Consider the following 18285-nt stretch of genomic DNA (forward strand, 5'->3'; position numbering starts at 1 on the left):
TCTATAAAGTAATGAGATCTTTTGGTGAAAGAGTGAGCCGCTCATTGCCGTTTTCTGTCATGACGATGTCGTCTTCAATGCGAACACCGCCTAATCCTGCTATGTAAATGCCTGGTTCAACCGTCACAACCATTCCCGGCTGTAGTACTGTATCCGAGCGCATCGAAAGCGCCGGCATTTCATGCACTTCCATGCCGAGCCCATGACCTGTGGAATGTCCGAAATATTCACCAAATCCACAAGCAGAAATGTAATCGCGTGTGAGCGCATCTGCCTCCCGTCCTGTCATCCCCGGGCGAATGTGTTCAACACCGCGAAGCTGGGCTTGCAATACAACATCGTATATGCGCTTTAATTCGTCGCTTACCTCTCCAACTGCAACCGTTCTCGTCACATCGGAGCAATATCCTTTATAATATGCGCCAAAATCAAGCGTGACGAGCTCTCCTTTTTCAATGACTTTCTCTGTCGCCACTCCATGAGGCAATGCTGAGCGCACACCAGATGCAACGATGATATCAAACGATGAACTTGTCGCTCCTTGTTTGCGCATAAAAAATTCCAACTCATTTGCCACATCTATTTCACGCACGCCAGGGCGAATAAAATCGAGAATATAGCGAAAGGCGGCATCGGCAATCTCGGCTGCTTCCTTTAATATCTTAATCTCTGCTTCCGACTTAATCAAGCGTAACTTTTCAACTACGCCCGAAACTGGAACAAGCGTTGCTTTGATCGCTTTTTCATATGCTGAAAACGTTGCATACGAAAGATCGTCTTGCTCAAATCCAAGCTTTTTAATACCTAATCGCTCGACTTGTTTCGCTACTTCTTCAATGAGCGTTTGTGTATGTTGAACAATTTCATATCCTTCAATTTGCCTTGTCGCTTGTTCGACATAGCGAAAATCGGTAATAAATACGGCATCCGTTTCGCTAATTAAAGCAACGCCAGCCGTTCCTGTAAAATTCGTCATATAGCGACGATTATAATCGTTTGTAACGAGAAATCCGTCAATGCCATGTTCGGCAAATTGTGCACGAAGTTTTTGTACTTTATCCAATGTTATTTCCCCTTCCCTTCAACCATATCAAGCAACGCTAAAATAGCCAATCGATATCCGTTTACACCAAGCCCGACAATTTGTCCAGCCGTCACAGGAGCAAGAACAGATTGATGGCGAAACGGCTCTCTTGCGTGAATATTTGAAATATGTACTTCAATAACTGGTGTTTGTATGCTTGCAATCGCATCACGCAACGCATAACTATAATGCGTAAACGCTCCCGGATTAAAAATGATTCCATCGTACAACGATTCCGCCCGATGAATTTGGTCAATTAACGCCCCTTCATAATTACTTTGATAACATGTCAACTCCGCCCCGTATTCACCGGCAAACTCTGTTAACTGTTTTTCTAATTGAGCAATTGTCGTATGCCCATAAATATGCGGCTCCCTCATACCGAGACGATTTAAGTTCGGACCGTTTAAAAGGAGGAATCGAACCATTCCCCCTCTCCCCCCTTTACTGATGAAAATACATATGGTTATTTTACCACATCGACCTGTTTTTGTCGCCTCATCTCTGCAACTTCAAATGAAATGGAATAACCGATAAACATTCCATATAAAATGTAAAAGCATACCATCGTGACAACCGTATTTCGCTCAAGTTGTGAAACGGCTTTTAACTGTGGAAAAATGGGATTTAATACGTAAAAAACAAGCACCCATAACCCGATGCCGAAAGCGACGCCTGGCCAAATGCCTTGACGATTTTTTAAAAAAGCATAGTACAGAAACGAAGCAATAACTGAAGCGAGCCCAATGAACAAAATCGCAATCGTCTGACCAAGGGCGCCGTCTTTCCAATCACCGACCGCCCATGGTTGCAAAATGAAATTTGGCGCTACTTCTGTAAAATGAAAAAAATAAGCACAGTATGCGAGGAAGCTCCAAAATACACCTCCAATAAAACCAATCAATGCAACTTTTGCTAAAACCGGCATTGGTTTTTCCCTTTTATTTTGTTCAAGTTGTGCGTCTTGTTTCGCTTTTGTTTGCACAGCAATCACCTCCGTTTTTATCTTGTCCAAAATGTTGGATCTCATGTGTATGAGCTCTCATTTTTGGCAACAATACAAGTACAAACGATACATCGACCTAGAGGTTTTTATCGTTTTCTTGTAGAATATAAGAAAAAAGAAAATAGGTTGGTGTCTTCTTATGAGTAAAAACGTATATGGCGGGCAGGCGGTCATTGAAGGTGTCATGTTCGCTGGACGCAATCATTCCGTCACAGCCATTCGGCGAAAAGACGGTTCGATTGAGTATTTCCACGTTCCACGCGAAGCAAATAAAACGCTCGCTTTATTCAAAAAAATTCCCTTTCTTCGCGGCATTTTTGCAATTATTCAAGCAAGCGCGAACGGCTCGAAACATTTGCAGTTTTCAAGTGAACGATATGATCTTGATCCAGATGAAGATGAAGCGCTGGACACTGAAGCTCCATCCAAATGGACGATGATTTTAGGTGTTGCGCTCATCGGGGTATTATCGTTTTTATTTGGGAAATTTGTTTTTACGCTTATTCCTGTATTTTTAGCCGAATTAACGAGACCGCTGTTCCCGTCGAACACAGCACAAATACTCGTTGAAGGGTTTTTTAAACTTCTTTTACTTTTAGGGTATATTTACTTTATTTCGCTCACACCACTTGTCAAACGACTGTTTCAATATCATGGTGCAGAACATAAAGTAATTAATGCCTATGAAAATGGGTTACCGTTGACGGTTGAACATGTACAACGACAATCTCGCCTCCATTATCGTTGTGGCAGTAGCTTCATTTTATTTACTGTCATCATTGGCGTATTCGTTTACATGTTCGTCCCAACTGAGCCACTTTGGGTGCGCGTATTAAACCGATTAGCGCTCATTCCCGTCGTATTAGGATTATCTTTTGAAGTATTACAAATCACAAATGCGTTGCGGCATGTTCCTGTGTTGCGCTCACTTGGCTACCCTGGCTTATGGTTACAACTATTAACGACGAAAGAACCGACTAATGATCAAGTGGAAGTAGCGATCGCATCATTTCAACGTTTGCTTGAGTTAGAGGAAGAAGCGACGAAACAGCAAGAAGAAGTGGTGTAATGATAAAGGAGGTGGATCGATTGCGTCGGCGCCCATTCCCGCTTATTACTTTGCTTATTGTATTCGCTATTTTTGGGTTTTCTTATCGTTTATGGAACGATCCGATTCAGTTGTTGAAACAAATATTTTTTATCATATTTATTGTGGCTGTCTTTTACGGTATATATAAATGGATACAAAGGCAGCGCTTTGGTCACTCGTATCAAAAAGCGGTGAAACAATCGAAAAAACTCCACCACCAAAAAACGAAGCCGACGTCGAAAAAGCAAACGCGCCCAACCGCTTTAAAGAAAAAACATGCCACTCATTTAACAGTCATTGAAGGTAAAAAAGGAAAGAAAAAAAATCGGGCTTCTTTTTAACCCGATTTTCTTCTTTTAATACGTCCATGTTTTTAAAAATTGCTCTGTCCGTTCTTTTCCAAACAAAATAAGCTTCTTTTTTTCTTCATCGGTCATTGAAAAATCTGTGGCAACAATATGTTTGACTGGGAGAAAAATAATGTTTTTCTCATGACGGCGTGAAATGTATCGTTCATCGTGCGCCTCGCGCATCGTTTGAAATAACGCTTCATATAAGTCAATTGCATTATGAATGCTCTTTTTTGCTTTTTGTGCCTGCCTCGCGCTTAGTTTTATGCCGAGAACGGGTCTTTTTTTTCGCTCTTCATCAAATAAGAAAATCGGAAAATTGCTTAACAACCCACCATCAACAACGATATGCTTCCCTTCGTCTGTCTTTAGCCGTACAGGCTCAAAAAAATAAGGGATGCCGACGCTCATTCGGACCGCTTTTGCGACCGGAAAGCGAAGAGGATCAATGCCGTATTTCGGTAAATCATCTGGCAAAATAAGCATCGTTCCATTTGTTAGGTCAGAAGCAATAACGCGCAATCGTTCATGAGGCAAATCGGCAAATGTACGCACTCCTTTTGTACTGAGCTGTTCAGCTATCCATTGTTCAAGCTTTTCTCCTTTATACATCCCCATTTTCCAATAAAGTAAAAGCCATTTTAACCACGCATACGGAATGATCGTACGTCGCTCATCGAGAAAATCCATTAAATTCATATCGTCCATCATGTCTATAATTTCCTTGCTTGTAAATCCCGACGCAATAAACGAAGCAATAAGCGCCCCTGCGCTCGTACCGGCAAGCCGTTTAAAACGAAAACCTTTTTTCTCAATCGCTTCATATGCTCCAATTAATGCAAATCCTTTAACGCCTCCGCCGGAAAATACACCATCAATTTCCATGATCCTCCCTCCCTCGCCATATATGTATGAAAAACGGGAGAAATTGAGCATGAAAAAACAAAAAAGAACAAGCGTTTATGCCTGTTCTTGCTCGTTTTGCCTTTGAATGTTGCGAAGCGCTTCAAGACGTGACCGATCTTCTTCAAAGTACTGTACTAAGTCACCAATGCGGTCAATCGCATTCCAGCTTAAATGATGTTCGATTCCCTCAACATCGCGATAAATGTTTTCTTCATCGACGCCAATGAGACGCAGAAATTGTTCCAGTAGCTCGTGGCGATACACAAGCCGCTTGCCGATTTTTTTTCCTTTCGGAGTCAGTACGAGCCCTCGGTATTTTTCATATACTAAATATTCGTCTTTATCAAGCTTTTGAACCATTTTTGTCACAGAGGAGGGATGAACACATAACGCTTCAGCAATATCCGATACGCGGGCGTATCCTTTTTCTTCGATCAATATATAAATTTGCTCAATATAATCTTCCATGCTTGGTGTTGGCATACGTTCCCCTCCTAAACAAACATCCGCAATCATTATGATTATAACATGTTTACCAAGCATGACAACTATTTACGTAAAATATTCAATCGTCGCTTCGGGAAAAAATTGTGCAATATAGGAACGAATCGTGTCATTTAGCCGATTGGCTTCTTCATCTCGGTACACATATTTTCCGATCCCGTATCGTCCCCATTTATATTTTCGTTTTGTTTCATCAAGATCTAGTTTCGTCTTCGGATACCGTTTTTGAATGACTGTTTTCGCTGGTTTTGTGAAGCGATGTTGAATTAATTCAAACGTTACACCCGTTAAGTCGATATCTTGTAAATTCGCATGTAATCGTTCAAATAGTTCAAAATATCCTTCTTCCCAGCCGTCATGCATGTAAATCGGAGCGACGATAAAACCGAGCGGATAGCCAGCGCGCGCCACTTTTCGCGCCGCCTCTAGCCGTCCATCAAACGAAGACGTCCCCGGTTCAAAATTTTGAATGACATAACGTGAATTAATGCTAAAACGAAAACGTGTTTTTCCGTTATGTTTCGCATCAAGCAAATGGTCAACATGTTCATACTTTGTAACAAAGCGAAGACGTCCGTATTCGGTTGCACCAATAAATTCAATCGCTTTTTTTAACGCATGCGTCAAATGGTCGATGCCGACAATATCCGACGTACAAGCGGCCTCAAAACGCGTAATTTTCGGTGCGCGTTCATCAATATATTTTTTCGCTTGGGCAAAAATATCATCCAGATTCACGTACACACGAATGTAAGGTTTGCTTCCGAGCGTCGTTTGTAAATAACAATAATGACAATGGCCCATGCACCCTGTCGCAAGCGGAATCGCATATTCTGCTGACGGTTTAGACGTATCAAACTTTAATGTACGACGAACACCGACAACAAGTGTTGATTTTGCATTGCGATATTGTTGCAGTTCGTTATCTCCCGGAATGCCACGAACTTGGTTGTGGGATGTCGTTTCGCGAATGTCGATATGCATATGTTTAAATTTCTCATACAACTCTTTGCCAAGTGGATAATGGAGCGCTTCGGGCTCAAAATAAACAAGTTGCGGAATAAACGGCTTCATACAATCACCTCAATGTTAGTATGTTTAATTGTCATGGGGTGATGAAATACAATTTTTGTTATCATTCATAATGAAAAGGAACGGAGATTTCCCGTTCCTTTTTACGTTATAAGCCACATTTTAACTGGGCACCGCAACTTGTGCACGTATTGCAGCCACCGATTTCTTCGACCGTTCCTTCACGGCATACTGGACAAATGTTGCCGACTTCTGAACCGATCGTAACGTCCGTTGCGCGTAAATCTGGAATCGTTTCAACAAGCGCAACAGCCCGTTTTTTCGGTTCTTCTGGCAGAAGCTCTAGCTGCTCTTCGACCACATGTTCTTCTGCCTTTAATGTTAATACTTGCGCATCGCGGCTACCGTCGACATATACTGTTCCACCTTTTGCACCGCCTCGCCATAAACGCTCGTACACTTTTTGCACTTGCTCGACCGTATAGCCGCGCGGTGCATTCACCGTTTTCGAGAGGCTTGAATCGACCCAACGTTGAATAATGCACTGTACATCCGCATGCGCTTCTGGCGATAAATCCATCGCGGTTACAAACCAATGCGGCAAGTTGTTCGGATCTGCTTCTGGATGTTTATCTAAATATTCTTGAACGATATCCGCCTTTACTTCAATAAATTTACCTAGACGGCCGCTTCGATAATAAGAGAAGGAAAAATATGGTTCAAGTCCTGTGGACACGCCGATCATGGTTCCTGTGGATCCAGTCGGAGCAACCGTTAATAAATGCGAGTTGCGAATACCATATTTTAAAATATCTTGGCGAATATCGTCCGGCATGTTTTTCATATAACCGGTGTGAATAAACGCTTCGCGCAATTTCATCGTTTCTTCTTCTGTTTCACCGACTAAAAACGGAAAGCTTCCTTTTTCTTTCGCAAGCTCAATCGACGCACGATACGCCGTTGTCGCGATCGTTTTAAACAGCTCGTCAACTAACTGATTGCCTTCTTCGGAACCGTACTCTTTTTCACAATAAATAAGCAAATCCGCTAGTCCCATGACGCCAAGACCGATGCGACGCTCCCCAAGCGCTTGCTTTTTATTTTCCTCAAGGAAGTACGGGGTTGCGTCAATAACGTTATCTTGCATACGGACGCCAACTTCAACCGTCCGCTTTAATTTGTCATAATCGATGGCTTTCTTTTCTTTATCGACCATATTCGCCAAATTAATCGCAGCTAAATTGCACACAGAATAAGGCGCAAGTGGTTGTTCACCACACGGATTTGTTGCGACTACTTTTTGTCCGTACGCTCTTGCATTCGTCATGTCGTTGGCGTTGTCGATAAAGAAAATGCCCGGTTCGGCGGAATACGTTGCGCAAATGTTAATGAGCTTCCATAGCTCGCGCGCGCGAATTTTTCGATAGACGCGAACGCGATAGCCCATTTTCTCCCATTCACGCACATCGCCGACTTCGTGCCATTTTTCGTTGTAGATGCGCATTTCTTCTTCCGAGTACGTTTCAACATCTGGGAAGCGCAATTCGTATTCTTCATCGTTTTCTACCGCCTGCATAAACTCTTTCGTTAAGCAAACAGAAATGTTCGCCCCTGTTAAAAAGTCCGGATTGTGCACGCTGTACGTTCCGCCTGTCCGCAACTTTTCTTCTGCGTCTTTAATAATTTTTTCTGAAAAGCCACCGTATCCTGGAATGTTTTTGTAGTTGACGATCCCTTGATACATCGCGCGCTCTTGTTCGGTAAGCGGTGTAAACTTTAGTTTTTCTTTCGCTGCTTTTTGAATGCCTTCATCTTCTGTATTTTCAAGCAAATAGCGCAAAATGCGCGGATTTTGCATTTTCGAAATAATGAATTCAATAATGTCCGGGTGCCAATCGGCCAACATAATCATTTGGGCGCCGCGCAATTTGTTACTCACTCATTTGAGCGGGCTAGGTCATTTCTGCCTAGCTCTCTGTCTTTCGAACAGAGATCAGACTATATCATCAAAGAAGAGAATGTTACATATTTTCGATTCAATTTTATATCTCCATGTTGATAAAGGTGATGAAACAATTTTTTGACATCTTTAACACTGGATATATAAAGATCAAAGCATCCTTCTTTTTCAGTTAATGAGTGAACATTTTTTGCCATACTTTTTGACTTCACTATATCCTTCTTCATGGAGATATTTTGCTTTTTTCAACATCTCTTCTTTGTCTCGCGCCTCGTAACATCGTTGCCGAGTGTTACGATTTACTCCTTCCATGGTTCCCCTCACTCCAAACATTTTTATTTATTACACTCATTGTATGGAGAACTGTAGGAAGTTTCAATAGTCGTTGAACCTTCATCTCCGTTTCCAGAGATGCTTGGCTGCTGGTTGCCCATTTTCTATCCAACTTGTTTTTAAACCATCACGCTTGCCGTCACCAGCTACGTTGTGGTCAAGTTGGCTTTAGGGGATTCCAGCAATTCACGAGATTTTACTCCCGCCGATGGCGCTACTTTAACGGGAGCCACCTTGTTCGACAAGATGGGTCAGTTTTGCAATGTCGTCAAGCCATGACACCGAACCGGACGATTTTCCATTCACTCCGCGCGCGAGTGTATTGCGTGGACGAAGGGTAGAACCGTTCGTTCCGACACCGCCACCGCGGCTCATAATTTCCATCACTTGTTTGCGATGTTCAGAAATACCTTCACGCGAATCTTTCACAAATGGCATGACGTAGCAGTTGAAGTACGTCACTTCTGTTCCAGAACCTGCGCCATACAATACGCGTCCAGCTGGAACAAAATTCAGGCTGACGAGCTGTTCATAAAACTTTTCGAACCACTCTTGCCGCTTTTCTTCCGTTTGCTCAACAGCCGCTAGCCCGGTTGCGTTCCGCTTTGCAATTTGCTCATAATAAATTTCTAATGGTTTTTCAATAACATCAAGAGAACGAACAACAATGCCTGTTTTCGCTTCCTCCCCTTCCAACACATGACGATATTCTTCTTCAACAAGCACATGTGCTTTTTTATTTCCCCAGTCCAGCTCAACGACAAATCCAAGACCACGCGCTGGAAACTTCGGATCTTCCTTCACTGTTAAAACGACAAAATCCCCGACGCTTAACGTCAACTTTTCCGTATCTTTAAACGAATAGCGATCAAGCATCACTAAACGCGATACACCCTTATATGTAATGTGCATCTCAGAAGTAATCGGGTGCACTTGTGGAAACAGGTGAATGTCTTCATTTAGTTTGTCCACATTCACCGTCATTTTTTCAGAAAACGCAACCGTCATGTTTACCTCTCCTCTACCAACATAATCTTACTACATTAAACTACCATATATCGACAACAATAATCAATAAAAAAAATCAATATGTAGTATGATTTTTCAAAAAACACATACTACATATTGATAATTAAGTCAAGCACTTTTTACTTGTCAAGAAAAAAATTTACCGTTTAAAATTCCATTCATCTGTCTCGTATTTGTTTTTCGCAAGTTGCTGAACGTAAGCAAGCTCATCGTCTGTTAATTCATATCGTTCCAACTGAATGTTTAAACCTTTTTCAAATCCTTTAAAAAATGCTTCTTTCGCCTCATCGATCGTCACTTTTCGATCGGTTAGCTCATTGATCGCAACCGCTTTGTTTTTAAAATTTTGTCGCAATCGCTCTTTTACTCGTTCGTTCGGATACTTAAACAAGCTAAAAAGCATCTCTTCATCTAAGTCTAATAAAATCGAGCCATGTTGTAAAATGACCCCTTTTTGTCGCGTTTGGGCGCTTCCTGCCACTTTTCTTCCTTCGACAACGAGCTCATACCAAGATGGTGCGTCAAAACAAACAGCCGAGCGCGGGTTTTTTAAATCCGCTTTTTCTTCTTCTGTTTTTGGAACAGCAAAATACGCATCAAGCCCAAGGAAACGAAATCCTTCCAAAATGCCTTGGGAAATGACGCGATACGCTTCCGTCACCGTCTGCGGCATAGCTGGATGCGCTTCTGATACGATAACGCTATACGTTAATTCTTTATCATGAAGCACACCGCGCCCGCCTGTTGGACGTCTCACAAAACCAAGTCCGTATTTTTTTACTGCATCCATATCGATCTCTTTTTCGACTTTTTGAAAATAGCCAATTGAAAGCGTCGCTGGATTCCAACCGTAAAAACGAATCGTCGGTGGAATTTTTCTTTCACTATGCCATTCTAACAACGCTTCATCAAGCGCCATATTAAACGCTGGGGAACAATCGCCTGAGTCAATAAATCGCCACACTTCTTTTTCCATCTACTCCACCCTTTCCACTATCATTTTATAGTGTAGCAAACATAATAAGTCAATGGAAAATGCTTTGCTTCTTGGACGAAACATTTATATAATAGACGTGGCAACGATGAAAAAGGAGGGTCAGCATGACAACAGTTCTTATTATTCTCGGAGCAATCATTGTGTACGCGGCAATTACATACTTTTACCAAAAGCGAGTCGTTAAAACGCTTACGGAAGAAGAGTTCCGCGCAGGTTATCGAAAAGCGCAACTCATCGACGTTCGCGAACCCGATGAATACGCTGCCGGTCACATTTTAGGAGCACGTAACATTCCGCTTTCACAACTACGTTTACGTATGAAAGAATTGCGTAAAGACCAGCCGATTTATTTATATTGCCAAAGCGGACTTCGCAGCGGCCGTGCGGCACAAATGCTGTACCGAAAAGGATACCGCGACCTTTACCACTTAAAAGGCGGATTTAAAATGTGGACAGGAAAGGTGAAGAAAAAATAAGGTGCCAAGCAAAAATGCCTGGCACCTCGTTTATTCACCTTTTGTTTTATTTCTGATATCGCAAAATCGGTTTGCGGGCGGCCGTCGTTTCATCTAAGCGTCTCACGACCGTTGTATGCGGCGCTTCTTGAACGATTTCCGGCGTTTCTTCTGCTTCTTTCGCAATTTGAATCATCGCATCAATGAACGCATCGAGCGTTTCTCTTGACTCGGTTTCCGTTGGCTCGATCATCATGCATTCTTCAACGATTAAAGGAAAGTAGATTGTTGGCGGATGGTAGCCGAAGTCAAGCAAACGCTTTGCAATATCAAGCGTACGCACCCCTAATTTCTTTTGCCGCTTTCCTGATAACACAAATTCATGTTTGCAATGACGGTTGTATGGTAAGTCGTAATGTTCCGCTAAGCGACGCATCATGTAGTTAGCATTTAGTACCGCATATTCTGTGACTGCTTTTAAGCCATCTGGACCCATCGAGCGAATATACGTATACGCGCGAACGTTAATGCCAAAGTTGCCATAAAACGGCTTTACACGCCCAATCGCTTGCGGTCTGTCATAGTCGAAATAGTATCCGTTTTCTCCCTTTTCCACCGTCGGTTTCGGTAAATACGGAATGAGATCCGCCTTCACCCCAACAGGTCCCGAACCCGGACCACCGCCACCGTGTGGACCGGTAAACGTCTTATGAAGGTTTAAATGGACGACGTCAAAGCCCATATCGCCAGGGCGTGCTTTACTTAACACTGCATTTAAGTTCGCGCCGTCATAGTACAGCTTTCCGCCTGCACCGTGTACGATTTCTGCCATTTCTAAAATGTTCTCTTCAAAAAGACCGAGCGTATTTGGGTTTGTAAGCATAAGCGCTGCCGTATCTGGTCCGACGACGCGACGTAAATCGTCTAAATCGACAAGCCCTTCTTCCGTCGATTTCACCGTCACCGTTTCAAAACCTGCCACCGTTGCCGACGCAGGATTTGTCCCATGCGCTGTATCTGGAACGATCACTTTCGTTCGATTGTAGTCGCCATTCGCTTCATGATAGGCGCGAATCATCATGAGTCCTGTCCATTCCCCATGCGCACCAGCGGCTGGCTGCAACGTCACCGCATCCATACCGGTAATTTCCTTTAAATGCTCTTGTAAGTCATACATTAATTCAAGTGCCCCTTGCACCGTTTCTTCTGGCTGAAGCGGGTGAATGTGGGCAAATCCAGCGAAGCGGGCAACGTTTTCATTTATTTTCGGATTATATTTCATTGTACAAGATCCAAGTGGGTAAAAGCCGGAATCAACCCCATGGTTGCGCTTTGATAGCGCTGTATAATGGCGCATAATGTCAAGCTCTGACACTTCAGGAAGCTCCGGTGCTTCTTTTCGAATGTAATCGGTTGGAACGACTTGTGCAACATCGATAGCCGGCACGTCTAATTTCGGCAAGCTATATCCGATTCGTCCTGGCTTGCTTAATTCAAAAATAAGCGGTTGGTCTTTATGCATGACAATCCCCCAATTCCTTCACAAGCGTGTCGATTTCTTCTTTCGTGCGTAATTCCGTCACCGCAATTAACATACAGTTTTGCAGTTCTGGATAATCGCGCCCGAGATCGTAGCCGCCGATGATTCCTTTTTCCAACAGCTTTTTATTTACTTCCGCTACAGGCTTGTTCAGACGAACAACAAACTCGTTGAAAAACGATCCTGTAAATACGACATCAAATCCATGATTGACGAACGCTTCTTTTGCATAATGCGCTTTTTGAATATTCATCGTCGCCATTTCTTTCACACCTTTTTTTCCGAGCGCTGTCATTGCGACCGATGCAGCAAGGGCGTTTAACGCTTGGTTGGAGCAAATGTTCGATGTTGCTTTGTCGCGGCGAATGTGCTGTTCGCGCGCTTGCAACGTCAAAACAAAGCCGCGTCGACCTTCTTCATCCGTCGTTTGTCCGACAAGACGTCCTGGAATTTTGCGCATAAGTGCTGATTTCACCGCAAAATAACCGCAATGCGGGCCGCCAAATTGCATTGGAATACCAAATGGTTGAGCGTCACCAACAACGATATCTGCACCAAACTGTCCTGGCGGTGTTAATACCCCTAACGCGAGCGGATTGCTTGCGACAACGAACATTCCTTTATGCCCATGGGCAATTGGCTCCATCTCTTTTAACGGTTCGATTTGTCCGAAAAAGTTTGGATATTGCACAATAACGCATGCGACATCTTCATCCATCTCCTTTTGCAATGCATCAACATCCGTCACACCGTTTTTATACGGAATTTCTACGATTTCAAGCCCCGGACCTTTCGCGTACGTTTTCACGACGTCCCGATATTCAGGATGTACCGCATTTGATAATAGCACCTTTTTCTTTTTCGTATGCGCCCCGCTTAATAACGCTGCTTCTGCTAGCGCTGTCCCGCCGTCATACATCGATGAGTTCGCTACATCCATGCCTGTTAATTCACAAATCATCGTTTGGAATTCGAAAATCGCTTGCAGTTCCCCTTGCGAAATTTCTGGCTGATACGGTGTATATGCGGTATAAAACTCCGAACGTGAAATGACGTGATCAACAATCGTCGGAATGTAATGGTCGTACACCCCCGCTCCTAAAAACGACGTGTACGTCTTCATATCCGCATTTTTCGCCGCTAGTGCCATCAACTCTTTCATTAACTCCGGTTCAGATTTTGCTGGCTTAATGTTGTACTCACCTTGAAAACGAACGCTTTCTGGAATATCAGCAAATAGTTCGTCAATCGATTGTACCCCGATCGTTTGTAACATTTGTTGCTTATCTTCTTCCGTCATTGGCAAATAACGATGAAGCATAACTCTCTCTCCTCACATTATTTTGTGCGCTTATAAAACGGTGTCGCCACCACTTTCGCTTTTAATCGCTTTCCACGAACATCTACTTCTACTTTTGTATCAAGTACCGAAAACGCAGGAGAAATAAGCGCCAATCCAATATTCTTTTTGAGCGTCGGTGATTGTGTCCCGGTCGTGACAACGCCAATCTGCTCATCGTTTCCATATACAGCATATCCGTGACGTGGGATACCTTTATCGATCATTTCGATTCCGACAAGTTTCCGTGGCGCTCCTTCTTCTTTTTGTTTCCTTAACACTTCTTTTCCGAAAAAATCGACGTCTTTATTCGTTTTGACCGCAAAACCAAGCCCTGCTTCAATTGGCGTAATGTCTTTTGACAATTCTTGTCCATATAGCGGCAAGCACGCTTCAAAACGAAGTGTATCGCGTGCACCAAGACCGCATGGAAGTACCCCTTCTTCTTTTCCTGCCTCTAAAATGGCGCGCCAAAGCGTTTGGACATCTTCTGCTCGGCAATATAGCTCAAACCCGTCTTCTCCTGTATATCCTGTCCGCGACACGAGCGTTTGAACGCCTGCGACATCGATGTGATCGGCAAAAGCGAAAAATTTCATTGCGGATAAATCGATCGTTGTTAATGGCTGTAATACTTTTTCCGCAAGTGGTCCTTGTAACGCCAGTTGTGCAATATCGTTTGATATATTGACAAGCTCGACATCACCAACGACATGTTCACATAGCCAAGCAAGATCTTTTTCAATATTTGCGGCATTTACGACGAGTAAATAATGGTCGTCTGCTTTTTTATAAATTAACAAATCATCAACTGTTCCACCGTCTTCGTAACACATGAGCGTATATTGAGCGCGACCGTCTGTTAATTTGGAAACATCGTTTGTCATCATTTTTTGTAAAAAAGCAAGGCTATCTTTTCCTTTCACTTCAAACTCACCCATATGGGACACATCAAACAATCCTGCGCGCGTCCGTACGGCTTCATGTTCTTCTTTAATGCTGGAAAATTGCACAGGCAACTCCCAACCGCCAAAATCAATCGTTTTTGCGCCATACTCTGCATACAGAGGAAATAGCGGCGTTCTTTGTAACATATGCTTCCCTCCTCGTTCATAAAAAAAGACAGACGACTCCCATATTGTCATATGGTAGTCTCTGTCCTTTCACCTGAAAGTTTCCCTACATTGCATAGGTGTCCTCGTGGGTGGTTCACGTCTGTGAACGCTCTCCAGAGCCGCGTCAAACAAGAGTTCTTTTGCCTGAGAGATTCGTGTTGCCACTTGCTCCTTCGGCGCTACATCTCGTAGTCTCTCCCCTTGCTCTCATCCGCCCGTATACAATTGTCGTTCTTGTGCCACACTACATGTAAGCACGTAATGAAACAATTTTACAAACTTTCTTACGTTTTTTATTATCTTATAACTTCTCGTTTGTCGCAACACCTTTTTATAAATAAAATACGTAAATTTATTTTATTTTAACTAAAAATGTTCGGAAAATGGGGGATACTTTATGAACGTCACAATGCATTGGGAGAGAAGTTGGAAGGATGAATTTGCCACACGTATCGAACGTGACGGTCCGTGGTCAAACTGGGAGTTGTATGAATTAGCGCTTGAAGCAACGAAAGCGTTAACCATCCCTCAGTTTGATGGGCTACAAGCTCCAAAACATTTGCCGCATATTACTATTTTACCTCATCAATACGACGTTGCTCGTCAAGTGGTTGAACAAATGAACGGAAAGGCCATTTTAGCTGATGAAGTCGGGCTAGGAAAAACGATTGAAGCAGGATTAATTTTAAAAGAATATATGATTCGTGGACTTGTGAAAAAGGCGCTTATTCTCGTTCCAGCTTCTCTCGTTTCACAATGGGTACAAGAATTAAATGAAAAATTTTTTATTCCTGCCGTTGCCCAAAAGAAAAGTTACGTATGGGAACAATGCGATGTGGTCGTTTCATCGATAGATACAGCGAAAAAACAACCACATCGGGACATCATTTATAGCCAATCATACGATATCGTTATTATTGATGAAGCACACAAGTTAAAAAACAATAAAACGAAAAATTATGAGTTTGTTCAAGGGCTGAAAAAGAAGTTTTGTTTACTATTAACAGCAACGCCCATTCAAAATCGCGTCGAGGAAATTTTTCATCTCGTTTCCCTACTGAAACCGGGACATTTAGGAAATGCCGAACAATTTCAAAAAAGATACGGGAAATTGCGTACATTACATGATGATGTCCATTTAAAAGAGCTGATTCGCAAAGTGATGATTCGTCATCGTCGCCACGATACAGGAATTGAATGGACAAAGCGACACGTTGAAACGATTTTCATTGATTTTTCTGAAGTTGAGCAAAATGTATATGAAAAAATTCGACAGCTCAAGTTCCCTTTGTTAGATACATCGCTGTCACATATGACGTTATTGCGTGAAATATGTAGCAGTAAAGAAGCGCTTTTTTGCACGCTAAAAAATATGCTTGAACGTCAACCTCATATTGAAGCAACGATTGGTGCATTGTTACAAACAATGAATGACATCAACGAACATACAAAAGCGAAAAAAGCGTTAGAGCTCATTCAAACAATAAACGATAAAGTCATTGTATTCACAGAATATCGCGCCACACAGTTGTATTTGCAATGGTTTTTTAAACAGCATGGCATCTCTTCCGTACCGTTTCGCGGCGGATTTAAACGAAGTAAAAAAGATTGGATGAAAGACCTATTTCAACATCGTGCTCAAGTGTTGATCGCCACAGAAGCAGGGGGGGAAGGAATTAACTTGCAATTTTGCAATCATGTCATCAACTATGATTTGCCTTGGAACCCTATGCGTCTAGAACAGCGAATCGGACGCGTTCATCGTCTCGGACAAACGAAAGATGTCCACATTTATAATTTTGTCGTGCGCAACACGGTCGAAGAACATATATTTACGTTACTGTACGAAAAAATTCGTCTATTTGAACGAGTTGTTGGTGAACTGGATGATATTTTAATGAAGCTACAATCTCCTGCATTTTCAAGCCATTTAGAACGCATGATTGCTCAGTCAAAAAGCGAAGGGGAACTGAAAATTAAAATGCAAAATTTTGTAGAAATTTTAGCAAATACGGAGGATCGCACACATGCAGCAACATGATATTCAATCTTTTCTCGAACGCTTTTTTACAGCTACCCATTGCCATATTTTAGAACGTAGCGATGGACATATACGCGTTCAACTCACCGCCGAAATGGATAAGCAATTAATGAATCGTCCATTTTATTGGCATTACATGGAACGCATCGGCGCTATAGGTGAACCATTACAATTGTCGCTTATTACGAAACCATCAGCTACGAAAGAAGGGGAATATATTCATTTCGGTTCACCACGTCTTCACCAAATTTTTTCGATTGCTAAAATGAATGGGCGATTCATTCGCCTGTATGAACAAGTATCCGAACGATCCGCCGCTCTTCATCCATGGCTTCATACGAACATATTGCTTTCATATGAGTGCGATCGGAAACAAGATCGCCTATTATCATTAGGCATTCATCTCATTAGTGGAACGATTGTTGAATCATTTTACAACATGTTAAAAGAAAAACAATGGGGCGTCACTGTGCCAGATTATTGCTTTACCATTTCTCCACTCATTAAACCGCTCAGTGGACTGGCACGGCTCGAAGCCTTTGTTGAACGTCTGATCGCATCTGAAACGCATCATTGGGCGGATGAAGCACGAACGCGTTGGAAAGAAGAATTAGCACTACTGAAACATTTTTACGAGGGCATCGAAGAAAAACAAGAAGAGTATGAAAAAGAAAAAGAAGCATTGCGCCAAAGATATGAGCCAAGAATTCATATGTCAGTCATCAATGGTGGATTATTTTATTTGCAAGCGAAATAAGGCTAACACAAGCCTTATTTTCGCTTAAATAAAAGGATAATAGCATACGGAATGACACCGAACCAACGATATAAAAACGGCTGCTTTTGTTGTTTTTTAAACTCCCTCTTTTGTTGCCTTTGTTTTTTCCGTTCGTCTTTCGGTTGGTCTAAATATTTTACGACTTGTTCGGTCATAAATTTCACATAGTCGTTCCCTGCCATCGTTCATCACCTCGATACTAGTATCGTCAAAAATGAGACGATTTAAGCAATGACACGATGGTTTTTACAATGTCATCGACCGTACGATTTGTTGTATCAATTGTTATATGGGCTTGTCGGTACCACGGAAGCCTTTGTTCAAATAGCTGTTTCATCTTACTTTGTTTATTTTCCATCAGTAGCGGTCTCGTCCCATCATCAGCTAAACGACGAAACAATTCATGGAGCTCACAATGCAAGTAAATGACGATTCCATGATTGCTCATAAATCGGCGATTTTCTTCTTGAATAACAATTCCGCCACCTGTTGTGATGACGATATGTTCCGTTGGGAGCTTCTTTAATGCTTCCCGTTCATACGCACGAAACACCCCCTCTCCTTCTTCCGCAAAAATGTCCGCAATCGTTTTTCCAACTTGTTGTTCAATATATGCATCCGTATCGATCACAGGTAGCTGCAATACGTCTCCTAATCGTTTTCCAACTGTCGTCTTTCCTGCTCCCATAAATCCTGTTAAGTAAATCGCTTTCATGTTCTCTCTCC

Annotated in this window: 17 protein-coding genes, 2 pseudogenes and 1 riboswitch; of the genes and pseudogenes, 5 read left to right on the forward strand and 14 right to left on the reverse strand. The window is 42.5% G+C overall.

Annotated elements, in window-relative coordinates; genetic code table 11:
* Nucleotide 1: 1 nt before the first annotated feature.
* From ACYQY7_RS02405 to ACYQY7_RS02415, 3 genes are read right to left on the reverse strand one after another with little or no spacing between them, the layout of a single operon-like run.
* Entirely contained in the window at nt 2-1063 is a 1062-nt protein-coding gene (locus ACYQY7_RS02405) for a M24 family metallopeptidase (protein WP_461200550.1), read from the reverse strand.
* A gap of 2 nt (nt 1064-1065) precedes the next feature.
* Complete coding sequence (gene aroQ / locus ACYQY7_RS02410) at nt 1066-1512, reverse strand: type II 3-dehydroquinate dehydratase (protein ID WP_461200551.1); 447 nt, start codon at nt 1510-1512, stop codon at nt 1066-1068.
* 38 nt (nt 1513-1550) lie between these two features.
* Nucleotides 1551-2114 carry a YqhR family membrane protein gene (locus ACYQY7_RS02415; RefSeq protein ID WP_461200552.1) on the reverse strand — a complete coding sequence of 188 codons (564 nt, stop codon included), beginning with the start codon at nt 2112-2114 and terminating at the stop codon, nt 1551-1553.
* Between the two features lie 115 nt (nt 2115-2229).
* Here ACYQY7_RS02415 and ACYQY7_RS02420 point away from each other — a divergent pair, with 115 nt between their 5' ends.
* Nucleotides 2230-3159 carry a DUF1385 domain-containing protein gene (locus tag ACYQY7_RS02420; RefSeq protein WP_461200553.1) on the forward strand — a complete coding sequence of 310 codons (930 nt, stop codon included), beginning with the start codon at nt 2230-2232 and terminating at the stop codon, nt 3157-3159.
* Between the two features lie 20 nt (nt 3160-3179).
* The gene (locus ACYQY7_RS02425) at nt 3180-3521 is read left to right on the forward strand and encodes an SA1362 family protein (protein WP_461200554.1); all 342 of its coding nucleotides are present in this window, start codon (nt 3180-3182) and stop codon (nt 3519-3521) included.
* Nucleotides 3522-3536: 15 nt separating this feature from the next.
* Here the strand turns inward: ACYQY7_RS02425 and ACYQY7_RS02430 are convergent, their stop codons facing one another.
* The 6 genes and pseudogenes from ACYQY7_RS02430 to ACYQY7_RS02455 form a co-directional block, all read right to left on the reverse strand.
* Nucleotides 3537-4415 (reverse strand): patatin-like phospholipase family protein, encoded by an 879-nt coding sequence (locus ACYQY7_RS02430; RefSeq protein WP_461200555.1) that lies wholly within the window; start codon nt 4413-4415, stop codon nt 3537-3539.
* Nucleotides 4416-4490: 75 nt separating this feature from the next.
* Entirely contained in the window at nt 4491-4919 is a 429-nt protein-coding gene (mntR, locus tag ACYQY7_RS02435) for a transcriptional regulator MntR (RefSeq protein ID WP_461200556.1), read from the reverse strand.
* A gap of 69 nt (nt 4920-4988) precedes the next feature.
* Nucleotides 4989-6014, reverse strand: a complete 1026-nt coding sequence (splB, locus tag ACYQY7_RS02440) for a spore photoproduct lyase (RefSeq protein WP_461200557.1) — start codon at nt 6012-6014, stop codon at nt 4989-4991.
* Between the two features lie 106 nt (nt 6015-6120).
* Nucleotides 6121-7896 (reverse strand): annotated as a pseudogene (locus ACYQY7_RS02445) (vitamin B12-dependent ribonucleotide reductase); the annotation flags it as partial.
* A 591-nt stretch (nt 7897-8487) separates the two neighbouring features.
* Nucleotides 8488-9273 (reverse strand): annotated as a pseudogene (locus tag ACYQY7_RS02450) (ribonucleotide reductase N-terminal alpha domain-containing protein); the annotation flags it as partial.
* A 160-nt stretch (nt 9274-9433) separates the two neighbouring features.
* Nucleotides 9434-10270 carry a lipoate--protein ligase family protein gene (locus ACYQY7_RS02455; protein WP_461200558.1) on the reverse strand — a complete coding sequence of 279 codons (837 nt, stop codon included), beginning with the start codon at nt 10268-10270 and terminating at the stop codon, nt 9434-9436.
* 125 nt (nt 10271-10395) lie between these two features.
* Between ACYQY7_RS02455 and ACYQY7_RS02460 the strand changes: the two genes are divergently transcribed.
* Nucleotides 10396-10767: a rhodanese-like domain-containing protein gene (locus ACYQY7_RS02460; RefSeq protein ID WP_461200559.1), complete on the forward strand. Its 372-nt coding sequence runs from the start codon at nt 10396-10398 to the stop codon at nt 10765-10767.
* Between the two features lie 46 nt (nt 10768-10813).
* Here the strand turns inward: ACYQY7_RS02460 and gcvPB are convergent, their stop codons facing one another.
* The 3 genes from gcvPB to gcvT are packed head-to-tail and all read right to left on the reverse strand — an operon-like array spanning nt 10814 to nt 14719.
* A complete protein-coding gene (gene gcvPB / locus ACYQY7_RS02465; protein WP_461200560.1) occupies nt 10814-12268 on the reverse strand; it encodes an aminomethyl-transferring glycine dehydrogenase subunit GcvPB in 1455 nt (484 codons plus the stop codon).
* Nucleotides 12261-13607 carry an aminomethyl-transferring glycine dehydrogenase subunit GcvPA gene (gene gcvPA / locus ACYQY7_RS02470; protein WP_461200561.1) on the reverse strand — a complete coding sequence of 449 codons (1347 nt, stop codon included), beginning with the start codon at nt 13605-13607 and terminating at the stop codon, nt 12261-12263. The genes gcvPB and gcvPA overlap by 8 nt, the downstream gene beginning before the upstream one ends.
* Before the next feature lie 17 nt (nt 13608-13624).
* A complete protein-coding gene (gene gcvT, locus ACYQY7_RS02475; protein WP_461200562.1) occupies nt 13625-14719 on the reverse strand; it encodes a glycine cleavage system aminomethyltransferase GcvT in 1095 nt (364 codons plus the stop codon).
* A 143-nt stretch (nt 14720-14862) separates the two neighbouring features.
* A riboswitch (glycine riboswitch) is annotated at nt 14863-14951 on the reverse strand.
* A 186-nt stretch (nt 14952-15137) separates the two neighbouring features.
* On the opposite strand from gcvT, the gene ACYQY7_RS02480 reads away from it, so the two are divergent.
* Complete coding sequence (locus tag ACYQY7_RS02480; RefSeq protein ID WP_461200563.1) at nt 15138-16781, forward strand: DEAD/DEAH box helicase; 1644 nt, start codon at nt 15138-15140, stop codon at nt 16779-16781.
* A complete protein-coding gene (locus tag ACYQY7_RS02485; protein WP_461200564.1) occupies nt 16768-17538 on the forward strand; it encodes a YqhG family protein in 771 nt (256 codons plus the stop codon). Before ACYQY7_RS02480 ends, ACYQY7_RS02485 begins: the two co-directional genes overlap by 14 nt.
* Nucleotides 17539-17552: 14 nt before the next feature.
* Here the strand turns inward: ACYQY7_RS02485 and ACYQY7_RS02490 are convergent, their stop codons facing one another.
* Both ACYQY7_RS02490 and ACYQY7_RS02495 read right to left on the reverse strand, forming a co-directional pair.
* Nucleotides 17553-17741, reverse strand: a complete 189-nt coding sequence (locus ACYQY7_RS02490) for a YqzE family protein (RefSeq protein ID WP_461200565.1) — start codon at nt 17739-17741, stop codon at nt 17553-17555.
* A gap of 26 nt (nt 17742-17767) precedes the next feature.
* Nucleotides 17768-18274 carry a shikimate kinase gene (locus ACYQY7_RS02495; RefSeq protein ID WP_461200566.1) on the reverse strand — a complete coding sequence of 169 codons (507 nt, stop codon included), beginning with the start codon at nt 18272-18274 and terminating at the stop codon, nt 17768-17770.
* Between the last annotated feature and the right edge of the window lie 11 nt (nt 18275-18285).

The sequence above is a fragment of the Anoxybacillus sp. TBDG-1 genome, from assembly GCF_054815885.1.